This window comes from Cryobacterium sp. TMT1-2-1 (genome assembly GCF_004403955.1).
Taxonomy (GTDB): domain Bacteria; phylum Actinomycetota; class Actinomycetes; order Actinomycetales; family Microbacteriaceae; genus Cryobacterium; species Cryobacterium psychrotolerans.
Genome location: NZ_SOHC01000009.1, coordinates 1 through 11,033, shown reverse-complemented (window position 1 = coordinate 11,033; position 11,033 = coordinate 1). Strand labels below are relative to the sequence as shown.

The 11,033-nt window shown below is 68.8% G+C and carries 14 protein-coding genes; 6 read left to right on the top strand and 8 right to left on the bottom strand.

The window, feature by feature from the left end; all coding sequences use genetic code 11:
* The first annotated feature begins 241 nt into the window (after window positions 1-241).
* Window positions 242-775, top strand: coding sequence for a GNAT family N-acetyltransferase (locus E3T33_RS01350; protein WP_092322427.1), 534 nt, complete (start codon window positions 242-244; stop codon window positions 773-775).
* Entirely contained in the window at window positions 772-1,254 is a 483-nt protein-coding gene (locus E3T33_RS01345) for a GNAT family N-acetyltransferase (RefSeq protein WP_092322429.1), read from the top strand. The genes E3T33_RS01350 and E3T33_RS01345 overlap by 4 nt, the downstream gene beginning before the upstream one ends.
* Window positions 1,255-1,366: 112 nt before the next feature.
* Here E3T33_RS01345 and E3T33_RS01340 read toward each other — a convergent pair whose 3' ends face one another.
* Complete coding sequence (locus E3T33_RS01340; protein ID WP_092322430.1) at window positions 1,367-1,954, bottom strand: NUDIX hydrolase family protein; 588 nt, start codon at window positions 1,952-1,954, stop codon at window positions 1,367-1,369.
* A 161-nt stretch (window positions 1,955-2,115) separates the two neighbouring features.
* Here E3T33_RS01340 and E3T33_RS01335 point away from each other — a divergent pair, with 161 nt between their 5' ends.
* Entirely contained in the window at window positions 2,116-2,775 is a 660-nt protein-coding gene (locus E3T33_RS01335) for an alpha/beta fold hydrolase (RefSeq protein ID WP_092322432.1), read from the top strand.
* On the opposite strand, the gene E3T33_RS01330 is transcribed toward E3T33_RS01335, so the two are convergent.
* Window positions 2,772-3,236, bottom strand: a complete 465-nt coding sequence (locus tag E3T33_RS01330) for a DUF5997 family protein (protein ID WP_166784356.1) — start codon at window positions 3,234-3,236, stop codon at window positions 2,772-2,774. The genes E3T33_RS01335 and E3T33_RS01330 overlap by 4 nt on opposite strands.
* A gap of 66 nt (window positions 3,237-3,302) precedes the next feature.
* On the opposite strand from E3T33_RS01330, the gene E3T33_RS01325 reads away from it, so the two are divergent.
* Window positions 3,303-4,094: a LysR family substrate-binding domain-containing protein gene (locus tag E3T33_RS01325; RefSeq protein ID WP_092322433.1), complete on the top strand. Its 792-nt coding sequence runs from the start codon at window positions 3,303-3,305 to the stop codon at window positions 4,092-4,094.
* Between the two features lie 46 nt (window positions 4,095-4,140).
* On the opposite strand, the gene E3T33_RS01320 is transcribed toward E3T33_RS01325, so the two are convergent.
* The 3 genes from E3T33_RS01320 to E3T33_RS01310 all read right to left on the bottom strand — a co-directional run bounded on the left by E3T33_RS01320 (window position 4,141) and on the right by E3T33_RS01310 (window position 6,562).
* Window positions 4,141-4,926, bottom strand: coding sequence for an ABC transporter permease (locus E3T33_RS01320; RefSeq protein WP_092322435.1), 786 nt, complete (start codon window positions 4,924-4,926; stop codon window positions 4,141-4,143).
* A gap of 38 nt (window positions 4,927-4,964) precedes the next feature.
* Complete coding sequence (locus E3T33_RS01315; RefSeq protein ID WP_092322438.1) at window positions 4,965-5,963, bottom strand: ATP-binding cassette domain-containing protein; 999 nt, start codon at window positions 5,961-5,963, stop codon at window positions 4,965-4,967.
* Between the two features lie 83 nt (window positions 5,964-6,046).
* Window positions 6,047-6,562 (bottom strand): hypothetical protein, encoded by a 516-nt coding sequence (locus tag E3T33_RS01310; RefSeq protein WP_134574575.1) that lies wholly within the window; start codon window positions 6,560-6,562, stop codon window positions 6,047-6,049.
* A 174-nt stretch (window positions 6,563-6,736) separates the two neighbouring features.
* Between E3T33_RS01310 and E3T33_RS01305 the strand changes: the two genes are divergently transcribed.
* Window positions 6,737-6,916 carry a hypothetical protein gene (locus E3T33_RS01305; RefSeq protein ID WP_134475362.1) on the top strand — a complete coding sequence of 60 codons (180 nt, stop codon included), beginning with the start codon at window positions 6,737-6,739 and terminating at the stop codon, window positions 6,914-6,916.
* Between the two features lie 59 nt (window positions 6,917-6,975).
* Here the strand turns inward: E3T33_RS01305 and E3T33_RS01300 are convergent, their stop codons facing one another.
* The 3 genes from E3T33_RS01300 to E3T33_RS01290 form a co-directional block, all read right to left on the bottom strand.
* The gene (locus E3T33_RS01300) at window positions 6,976-8,391 is read right to left on the bottom strand and encodes a hypothetical protein (protein WP_092322441.1); all 1,416 of its coding nucleotides are present in this window, start codon (window positions 8,389-8,391) and stop codon (window positions 6,976-6,978) included.
* A gap of 114 nt (window positions 8,392-8,505) precedes the next feature.
* A complete protein-coding gene (locus E3T33_RS01295) occupies window positions 8,506-8,847 on the bottom strand; it encodes a hypothetical protein (RefSeq protein ID WP_092322443.1) in 342 nt (113 codons plus the stop codon).
* A 67-nt stretch (window positions 8,848-8,914) separates the two neighbouring features.
* On the bottom strand, window positions 8,915-10,132 hold the full coding sequence (locus E3T33_RS01290) for an acyl-CoA dehydrogenase family protein (RefSeq protein ID WP_241982785.1): 1,218 nt from the start codon (window positions 10,130-10,132) through the stop codon (window positions 8,915-8,917).
* Between the two features lie 133 nt (window positions 10,133-10,265).
* On the opposite strand from E3T33_RS01290, the gene E3T33_RS01285 reads away from it, so the two are divergent.
* A complete protein-coding gene (locus tag E3T33_RS01285; protein ID WP_092322446.1) occupies window positions 10,266-10,862 on the top strand; it encodes a TetR/AcrR family transcriptional regulator in 597 nt (198 codons plus the stop codon).
* Window positions 10,863-11,033 lie beyond the last annotated feature (171 nt).

The following is an 11,033-nucleotide window of genomic DNA, read 5'->3' as shown; positions in this document are numbered from 1 at the left end:
GCTCGGCTCAGGGCTCCGGTCGCACCGGCGGCCTGCAGGTCGGCGGCCTCGTGCGCGGCGGCGGTTCCACCGGCGGCGCACGCCGCTCGGCACCGCGCCGCGCCCAGGGCTAAGCGCCCGGCGTTCCATCACTCCGCACGCAAATGGGTCGGTCTCTCACGAGGCCGGCCCGTTGTGCGTTGCCGACGGCGTCGGCATCCGCCGGTAAAACCACCCCGCGGGCCTCGGCTAGTGTCGGTTCATGGACACCACAGTCGTCGTTCGGCCCGCCGTAGAAGCGGATGCAGACAGCCTTGGCCGCGTACACGCGGCCTGCTGGCATGAAACCTACGATCACCTGCTGAGCGCCGCCGCCCTCTCGCAGCTGCACCCGGAGCGGCTCGCCGCCATGTGGCGCCGGTACACGTCGCAGGGGCCGGAGTACCGCCAGGTCGTGGCCGTCGTCGACGGGGAGATCGTCGGCTTCGCCGGCAGCGGACCCGGCCACGACGCCGACCTGCCCGGCGTCCCTGAGCTGTACTTCGTCTACCTGCTCGACGCCTACCACGGCACCGGAATCGGCCAGAAGCTCTTCGACGCGGTCGTCGACCCGGGACCGTCGTCGCTCTGGGTGGCGTCAGACAACTCCCGCGCGCACGGTTTCTACGCCCGCAACGGGTACACGCCCGACGGCCGGAACAAGGTCGAGGAAGTGCTCGGAGAGGAGCTGAGCGAGGTGCGTCTCGTTCGCCAGGCTGTGGCGCAGACCGGGGGCGATGGGGGGGATCGAACATGAGCGTCAGTATTCGCGAGGCGCGTCCGGAGGATGCCGCCGCGCTCGGCGTCGTGCACGTGCAGTGCTGGCGGGAGAGCTACTCGCACCTGCTCTCGCAGCAGCTGCTCGACAGCATCCGCCCAGAGGACCGGGCGAGCCGCTGGGAGCAGATCATCGCCAGCCCGACCGACCAGCAGTGGGTCGCCGAGGTCGACGGCGAGATCATCGGATTCGCGGGCACCGGGCCCGGCCGTGACGACGACGCCCCGCGCGAGCTCGAACTGTATGCGCTCTACGTGCTGACGGCCCACCACGGATCCGGGGCGGGCCAGGACCTGCTCGACGCGTCGATCGGCACGCTACCGGCCTTCCTCTGGATCGCCACCGACAATCCCCGGGCCGAGGCCTTCTACCGGCGCAACGGCTTCGAGTTCGACGGCACGCAGAAGGTCGCGCCGTTCTTCGGCGAGATGCTGCGCGAATCCCGGATGATCCGCTAGCTCGTTCGTACTCCGGGCTGAGTTGCGGAAAAAGCACCTTCCCGCGCGAAACGAAGGGCGCTTGTCCGCAACTCAAACGTGAAACGGCCTCGTGACACAGGACCCTGGACAGCTAGCGCAGCTGGCCGACCGAGGCGAGTGCCGTGCGCAGCAGGGAGCCGCGGCCGCCCTCCATCTCCGCGGAGACGGCGTCGGATGCGGCCTCCTCCGGCGACATCCAGGTGAGCTCGAGGGCGTCCTGCCGCGGGTCGCAGGTGCCGGTGACCGGAACGACGTAGGCCAGTGAGACGGCGTGCTGGCGGTCATCCGTGAAGGCCGTCAGCCCGGGCAGCGGGAAGTACTCGGCCACCGAAAACGGCACCGGGCTCGCGGGCAGCTGCGGGAACGCCATCGGCCCGAGGTCCTTCTCGAGGTGGCGGAACAGCGCGTCGCGCAGGGTCTCGCCGTACATGACGCGCCCCGAGACGAGGGTGCGGGTCATTTTGCCCTCCGGCGTCGCGCGGAGCAGCACCCCGATTTCGACGACCTGGCCGAGGCCGTCAACGCGCACCGGAACGGCCTCCACGTAGAGCAGCGGCAGCCGACGGCGGATCTGGGTGAGCTCGACGTCGCTGAGCCAGCCCGGGTTCGTGTTGACCGGTGGACCGTCCTCGGGGCCAGGGGTCCAGTCCGGATCGGGGTCAGGGGTGCGCACGCTCATGTCTTCATTGTGACTCACCCGGGGCCCGGATGGGCGCCCGGGCCGGAAGTGGAGCCCAGGGACGGACGTCGAAACCGGGCCGCGGCAGTGAAAGGATGTAACGACCGGTTGCCCGGCCCCCGGCCTGCACCACCGACTCCGCAACGAACGCGAGGACCCCGATGGACAACAGCGACCGCATCGAGCCGATCGACACGGATGCCGTGCTCTGGTCCGCCGGCGAGCACGACCGGGAGGGCCGCCCCCTCCTGCTCATCCTGCACGGCTTCGGCTCGCACGAGGGCGACCTGTTTGCGCTCGCCCCGCACCTTCCGCTGGAGCCGGTGATCGCCGCCCTGCGCGCCCCGCTCACCGCCGGGCAGGGCTGGTCCTGGTTCCCGATCGGGGAGCCCGGCGACCCCGGGCCGGAGGCTCTCGACGCGGCGGCGGCCGGCGTGCTGGAGTGGCTCGACGCGCTGCCGGAGCAGCCGGCCTCCATCGGCCTGCTCGGCTTCTCCCAGGGCGGCGCGATGGCGCTGCAGCTGATGCGCCACGCTCCGGAGCGCTTCGCCTTCGCCGTTCAGCTGTCGGGTTTCGTCGCCAGCGGCGAGCGCCCGGGCGATGCGCGCCTGGCCGAGCTGCGTCCGCCGGTGTTCTGGGGGCGGGGCACGGCCGACCAGATCATCCCGCAAACGGCCGTCGCCCGCACCCAGGACTGGCTGCCGGATCACTCGACGCTCACGGAGCGCATCTACGAGGGCATGGCGCACTCGGTGTCGCAGACCGAACTCGACGAGATCGTCGAGTTCCTCCGCGAGAGGTACGCCACACCTCGCGCCTAGCGGCGGTTCTTGCCCCTGGGCTTTTCCTTGACCGGCTTGCCCTCGATCTGAGCCGCCTGACGGGCGACGTGCGCGGCCTTGCGTGCGCGCTCGGCGTCACGGTCCTTGACCCGGATCTGCTCTTCCCGCACCTCGTGCTGGGTGGCGCGCTCTGTGACGAGCCAGGCCGGGGGCTGCTGCAGCAGGGCGCTGATCTCAGCCGTCGTCAGCGACTCGGTCATCTCGCCGCGGGCGAGGCCGGAAATCGATACGCCGAGCTTGGCTGCGACGACCTGCTTGGGGTGCGGCCCGTTGGCGCGAAGGTCGACCAGCCAGGCCGGCGGGTTCTCTTCGAGCTCGGCCAGGTCGGTGCGCGAAATGGCGGAGTTCTGGAACTCCTCCGGAGCTGCCTCGAGCAGAATCCCGAGCTTCTGGGCCGCCGTGGCGGGCTTCATGGTCTGGGTCTTCTTCTCGGAACTCATCTATCAAGCGTATAGCCTGAGAGCACCCGCTGAACGGCGGGTTCGACACCGCGAGAAAGGACGCCCATGACCCTCGTCATTGGCTTCGCCGCCGGTGTCACGCCGACCAAGTGGACGCGCATCTGGGCCGACCGCCGGCCGGACGTTCCGCTCGAGGTCTTCCGCACCGACCCGGCCGAGCAGGATGCCGTGCTGCGCGACGGCCGAGCAACCGTCAGCCTGGTGCGCCTGCCGATCGACGAGACCGACCTGAGCGTGATCGGGCTCTACAACGAGATCCCCGTGGTCGTCGCCGCGAAGGACCACGCCCTCGGCTCCGCCGAAACCGTGACCGTGGCCGAACTGGCCGACGAGCACCTGCTGCAGGACCCCGACGCGGTGCCGGAGTGGCGGGACATCGCCACCGAAGTTCACGACGGCACCCGCCGGGGCCTTCCCGCCATGCCGGGCCTGGACGAGGTGATGGAACAGGTCGCGGCCGGCGTCGGCATCGCCATCCTCCCCCACTCCCTCGCCCGCCTGCACAGCCGCAAGGACGTCATCTCGGTGCCCGTGCAGGGCGTCGCCGAGACCCGGATCGCGCTGGCCTGGCTCACCGCCGAGACCACCGAAGACATCGAGGAGTTCGTCGGAATCGTGCGGGGGCGCACGAAGGGCAGCTCACGCGCCGACTCCCCCGCGGCTCAGGCCGACGGCGACAAGCCGGCGAAGAAGGCAAAGAAGACCGATAAGGCCAAGGCCGCAGCGAAGGCCGTCAGGGCCGCCGCCGCGCAGGCCAGGCCGGCTTCCGCGAAGAAGACCCAGAATGCGCCCGGCCGCACTCGCAATGCCCCGAACCCGCGGCGACGACGCAGCTGAGCCCTGCGTTGCCGATCCCCGCGGGCCCGATCCCCCGAAAGCCGGATCACCGCGAGCTGATCGAGGCGAACTTCCTGATGCACAGCGGCACGAAGACAACGAGCATCACCGAAATGCCGATCAGCACCGTGGCGAACGGATGCTGCATGGTCCAGACATCCGGAACCGGCGCCGTGCCGACGTTGCCGAACAACTCCCGGGCCGCCTGAACGAGCGAGGACACCGGGTTCCACTCGGCGAAGGTGCGCAGCGGTTCCGGCAGGGTGTCGCTGGGCACGAAGGCATTCGAGATGAACGTCAGGGGGAACAGGATGAGGAAGGAGGCGTTATTGATGACCTCCGGGCTGGTCACCATCATCCCGAGCAGCGCCATCACCCAGCTGAACGAGTAGCTGAACAGCAGGAGCAGGCCGATCCCGGCCATGAACTCCGGGAACGACGAGTTCACGCGCCAGCCCACCGCCAGGCCCGTCAGCATCATGATGACCATGGAGATGGTGTTGAGCGCGAGGTCGCTGTTCGTGCGCCCGATCAAAACCGCCGACCCGCTCATCGGCAGGCTGCGGAAGCGGTCGATGATGCCCTCCTTGAGGTCCTGGGCCATCGCCGAACCGGAGAACGTCGAGCCGAACACCACGGTCTGGGCGAAGATCCCGGCCATCAGGAACTGGGTGTAGTCCGTCCCCTGCACCTGGATGGCGCCCCCGTAGACCTGGCTGAACAGCAGCACGAACATGATCGGCTGGATCACCGCGAAGACGAGCATGTCGGGCGACCGCTTAATCTTGGTCAGGTTGCGCTTGGTCACAGTCCAGCCGTCGGAGTACCACATGGTCAGCGGATTCCACGTGGGCAGTGTCGAGGCGGCGCTCACTTCGCCTTCCCCAATGCCAGGTCGGGGGCATCGCCCTCGGCGGCCCTGTCGGCCATGTGCCCGGTGAGCTTGAGGAACACGTCGTCGAGGGTCGGCCGGCGCATGCCGGCGTCGTGCAGGCCGATTCCCGCCGCGCCGAGGTCCGCCAGCACGTGCTGGAGGGCCCAGGGCCCGTCTCCCACGGCGACCTCGATCCCCCGGCCGTCGCCGGACACCGTGGGCTCGCCCTCGCCGTACCGGCCCAGGACCTCCCGGGCGGCGGGACCGTGGCCCGCGTCGATGAGCGCGACCACGACCCGGTGACCTCCGATCTGCGCCTTGAGCTGGTCGGAGGTTCCCTCCGCGATCACGCGGCCGTCGTCGATGACGGCGATGTCGTCGGCGAGCTGGTCGGCCTCCTCCAGGTACTGCGTGGTCAGGAGCACGGTCGTGCCGTCCGTGACCAACTGCTTGATCACGCCCCAGAGGGCGAGCCGGCTGCGGGGGTCCAGCCCCGTCGTCGGCTCGTCGAGGAAGAGGATCTTCGGGTTGATGACGAGCGCGCCGGCGAGGTCGATTCGTCGCCGCATCCCGCCGGAGAAGCCCTTCACCGGCCGGTTGCCCGCCTCCGTCAGGTCGAAGAGGTCGATCAACTCATGGGCGCGACGTTTCGCCGCGGTTCCGCCCAGGTGGTAGAGCCGACCGACCATCACGAGGTTTTCGAAGCCGGTGAGGTTCTCGTCGACGGCCGCATACTGGCCGGAGACCCCGATGACCCGGCGTACGGCCTTCGGGTCCTGGACGACATCGATCCCGTCGACGATCGCCCGGCCGGAATCCGGCCGGATCAGGGTCGTGAGCATCTTGACGACGGTGGTCTTGCCGGCGCCGTTCGGACCGAGCAATGCCTTGACGGTTCCCCGCGGAACGGCGAGATCGAGGCCGGCCAGCGCGTGCACCGGCCCGCTCTTCGATTTATACGTTTTGGTCAGGCCGGTGGCCTCGATGATGCTCATTCGAATGTTCCCTGCGTGTGGGGTTCCGGGTGCGTACAGGCGAGTACTGAGTCAACGCTAATACGGCTCGTGGCCCGAGGCTACTAGCGCTCGAGGCTCGCTCGCGACGTGGTGACCAGCGCGTGCAGCTCGGCGTCCCCGGACTCCGTGCGAGCGGCTCCGAGCGGGAGCGAGACGGCCAGGTCGCGCGCGAAGACGAGGGTGAGCCGGATACTGCCCGGCCAGGCGGTTGTCTGGTCGAAGGCATCGTGGTCGCAGGAGAGGCGCATCGACGTGAGCGACGAACGCGACAGCGCCGTGACCGATGGCTCGGCCCGGTCGCCGCTCTCCGTGCCCTGGGTGCCGGTTACCGTCGCCCGAACGTACAGTTTGTTGGTGAAGAGCACCGCGTTGAGCGAGAAGGCGCTCCCCTCAAGCAGGTACGAGGCCGAGAGATAGAGCACGTGGGCGTTGCCGGTCGCGAGGATGAGCGACGACAGCAGGCGTCCGTACCAACCGGGAACCACGGCGGCGAAGACGCTTGCGAGTTCGGCTTCCCTGCGCAGCCGCTGATCGAGCTCTCCGACCAGGGTCAACTGCTGTTCATTCGAAAGTCCCACGCCAGCCTCCCTCACCTGTGAGGATAGCGCCGAACCCCCGCGTTCGGCAGGGCAGGCACGGATTCGTCCATCTGTAAAGGGGGTGAAGTGTAGTGCCAGGCCCAGTTATATTTTTGACATCAGGCGCGTGTCGCGTCAGGAAAACCGGTCGCAACGAAACGAGGAAACGACGTCATGAGGATAACCTGCCCGTACTGCCACTCCCAGGCCAACCTCACGCCGAACCCCGCCCACGCCGACCGGATCTCCTTGCCGCTGTACCTGCTCGCGTGCTCCGGATGCGATCGCACCTCAGTACGTCGCGACCCCGTGCGTCGCGACCCCGTGCGACTGCCGCGCGTCGCCTTCAGCTGACCGAAGCGCGCTGACCCAGCGCTGACCCAGCGGTGACCGGCGCGGCCCGGGGGTTGCGGCTACAGCCCCTCGGCGATCGCGGCCGTGGCCCGGAGCCACGCCTCGCGGGTCTGCGGGGCCAGCGCCTCGATGTTCAGCGGCCCTCCCGCGACCAGGGACGGGTCGTAGGGGACATCGAGCACCGTGCGGGTCAGCTGCTGGAAGTGATCGTGCAGGCGGCGAGACAGCTTGTTGTCGACGCGCTTCGCCGGCGAAGCCAGCAGCGTGACGGCCTGGGCCACCTTGTCCGCGTGGCCCTTCTGCCGGAGCCCGTCGAGCAGCGAGGCCGCGCCGTAGCCGGTGTCCTCGCGGATGGTGGACACGACGACGAGTTGGTCGGCCGTCTCGACGGCCGCCTCCCAGTTGGACGCGCGCATGTTGTTGCCGGTGTCGATGACCAGGATGCGATAGAAGCGGCTGAGCGTGGAATGGAGCTTGCGGAAGGCGACATCGTCGATACTGGCCGCGCCGGCCGGATCCTGGTCCGAGGCCAGGGCGTCGAACCGGGAGTCCCCCTGGTTGCGCACGTACCGGTCCACGTCGGCCACGCTCACCGTGCGGTCGCCGTCCAGGCGGTCGAGATCCCGGAGCAGATCGACGGCGGTGTTGTTGTGGGCGGCGCCCTGCGCCCGCACGCCGAGCGTGCCCATGGTCTCGTTGTTGTCCCAGGCGAGCGTGTAGCCGCCGCGGTGGATGCCGAAGGTCGCCGCGATCAGCAGCGTCGCCGTGGTCTTGTGGGCTCCGCCCTTGGGGTTGAGCACCACGATCGTGCGGGGGCCGCTGAGCCCGCGCTGGACCGCTGCGATGGCGGCACGGTGTGTGACCTCGATCCGGCTGGGGGAAGGAGAGACGCGCCCGCCGGTCATCCGGCTCACCGTCCCCTGCCAGCCCCGCTCTGCGGGGCCCGCGGTTTCTTGAGGCCTGGACTTGAGGAAGTCGGCGAGATCGGGTGTCGTGGAGCCGGACGTCGGCAGTGAAACGGGCGGCATGCGCCTCTCCGTTGGCTTGGTGATGGGAGCAGCGGCCACGGCGGCCACGGGGGCGGCAGTTACCGCCGCGAGGATCGAGAGAATGGGGTCGGCAACCGGTGCCGCTTCGGGCTCGGGCTCGGCCTCCAGCTCGGGCTCCAGCTCGGGGAGCGCGTCCGCGAGCGTCGACCGACGCTCGGAGGCGGGGACGAAATCCCCGTCCGACTCGACGCGACCGTCCGGGTACACGATCAGCGGCGACTGGCCCTGCGAGTCTTCGGCCACGAGCCGCACCGGCCCGCCGATCCTGATCGCCGCGCTGGTGACCCGAGCGATGATTTCCTCGCGCACGCCGGCTTCGTCGGGCGCGGCCACCAGCTGGCGCACGCCGTCGATGGTCACCTCGCCGGTGGAGTCATCCCCCACGAATGCAATGATGCGGGGGAGGAGCGGTGTGTGCTGTGTCATGGTGCTCTTTCTCCTATCCCGGGCCGTGCCTCTGCAGTTTATGGCCAGACGGCCCCCGTTCGGGCATCCGGGCCACTCGTTGCTCGGGCGAATGTCCCGGTGAACCGTGCCGGGCTAGCCCATCCCGGGGATTTGGAGCCAGCCGGCCGAGGTCAGCACGACCACCGTGTTCACGACCAGTGCGATGATGACCAGGGTCGGTGCGCCCTTGCGTCCGCGGCCCGGCAGCACGAGCAGCAGCACGAGAACGGCCTCGAGGGCCAGGGCGAAGAAGAAGGTGGTGAACGGGGCCGGCAGGGCGGTGAAGGCCGAGACCAGCATCAGGGCCGCGACGGCGACTTCCGCGATGGCCAGGATCGAGTTGTTGCGCGAGCCGCGCAAACGGATGATTCCGTCCGCGAGCGCGAGGGCTGCGGCCAGGACGGTGACGATGATGAGCCAGGACAGGGTGATCATTCTTCTGCTTTCGGAAAGGTTCGGTGCGGGTGCCGAGCGCGTCGCCGCGTCCCAAGGCTACCCGCCGTCAGGAAAACGCCGAGATTCCGGTGACGGCCCGGCCGACGAGGAGCGCGTTGATCTCGTAGCTGCCCTCGTAGGAGTAGATCGCCTCGGCGTCGGCGAAGATCTTGGCCATCTCGAAGTCGGTGCTGATGCCGTTGCCACCGAGGATGCCCCGGCCGAGTGCCACCGTTTCGCGCATGAGCGACGTGCAGGATGCCTTCGCGAGCGCCGCCTGATCCATGCTCAGGCTGCCCGATTCCTGGAGCCGCGCAAGCTGGATCATCAGCGACAGGGACAGGGTGGCGTTGCCGATCATCCGTGTCAGTTGCTCCTGGATCAGCTGGAACGAGGCGATCGGCTTGCCGAACTGCCGCCGGTCGAGGGCGTAGGCGCGCGCGACGTCGAACGCAGCGAACTGCTGGCCGACCGATTGCCAGGCGACCCACACACGTGAGTTGCGCAGCAGCTGGTTCGTGTCCCGGAAGCTGCTGGTGCCCGGCAGCCAGTTCTCGAGGGGGATCCGCACGTCCCGGAGGGTCAGGTCCGCGTTCTGCACAATGCGCACGGCGATCTTGTTCTCGATCGTGGACGCGGAAAACCCGGCCCGCCCCTTCTCGACGATGAAGCCCTTGATCTGCTGGTCGGCCGTGTCACGGGCCCAGACGAGCACGTAGTCGGCCATGGCGCCGTTGCCGATCCACCGCTTCTGCCCGTTCAGCACCCATTCGTCACCGTCGCGGGTCGCGATGGTCTGCATGTCCCGCGAGATGTCGGACCCGTGCCCGGGTTCCGTCAGGGCGAAGGCGCCGATGGTCTTCAGCGCGAGGAGGTCGGGAAGGAGCCGGGCCCGCTGGTCATCAGAGCCGAGCGTTTCGATCGCGGTCGCGAACAACTCGTGATGCACGCCGAAAAACGTCGAGATCGACGTGTCCGCCCGCGCGAGCTCCATCTGGAGGAGCCCGGACAGGAGGGGGCTCGTGCCCCCGGCGCCGACCCCGCTGAGGTTCTGGCTCGCCAGCTTCGGCAGGATCGCGAAGGGGAACTCGGCGCGGTTCCAGTGCTCCACCGCGATCGGACGCACCTCGGCCTGGAAGAACGCCCGGGCCGCGGCGAGCCGTCGGCGTTCGGCATCCGAGAGCAGCTGATCGATGAAGAGCAGGTCGGCATCGGGGTAGGGCGGCTGGTCCGGGGCCGTCGGGCCCGTCTGGGTGGCCGGCGCGGCCGGGTTCTCTGCCGTGATCGTCACTGTGTGCCTCGCGTTCGTTCGCATCGTCAATGATACGATTTCGAGTACGAGCGTACACTGGAATCTACAAGCTTCGGAATTCACAAGCTGGAGTCCGCCCGCCGACCTGGACGAGAGTGAGACGACCGTGACCACCACCCCCCTCGGCAGCCCGCGGCGACGCTGGTCGGCGCGGCAGGACGAGCTCTTCGGCCAGCTCGTGGAACTGTTCCTGCGGGAAGGCTTCTCGGGCATCACCCTCGGCGAGGCGGCGAATCGGCTGCACTGTTCGAAGACGACGATCTACTCGCTGGCGAGCAGCCGCGAGCAGTTGGTCCGCACGGCGGTCGTGCATTTCTTCAAGGGCGCCGCGGACCGGGTCGAGCAGAAGCTGTCGGCCGCTGCGGATCCGGCCGATCGGATCGCCGTCTACCTGAGGGCGGTCGGCGACGAGCTGCGTCCGGCATCCGCCGCCTTCGTCGACGATGTCGCGGCCTTCCCGCCGGCGAACGAAATCTACGAACGCAACACCCAGATCGCCGCGGACCGGGTGCGGGAACTCATCTCCGCGGGGGTCGACCACGGCTCGTTCCGCCCGGTTCCCGCCGCGTTCATCGCCGAAGCGGTGACGGCCGTCATGGTGCGCATCCAGCAACGCCAGATCGCCGACACCACGGGCCTCACCGACGCCGAGGCGTACGACGAGCTGGCCACCCTGATCGTGCAGGGCATCCGACTTCCCTAAGCCTGGGCTTAGTTCAGCCAACATCTGGTTCGGCTAGCACCGGGTCCGGCTGACACTCAGTCCGGCTGGCGCCTAGGGCGTGTCTCCTAATCGAATCGTGATTCGTTTGGGAGGGTGGAGGAATGTCGCGTACTGCTCTCCTGACCGATGACCAGTGGGCTCGGATTGAAT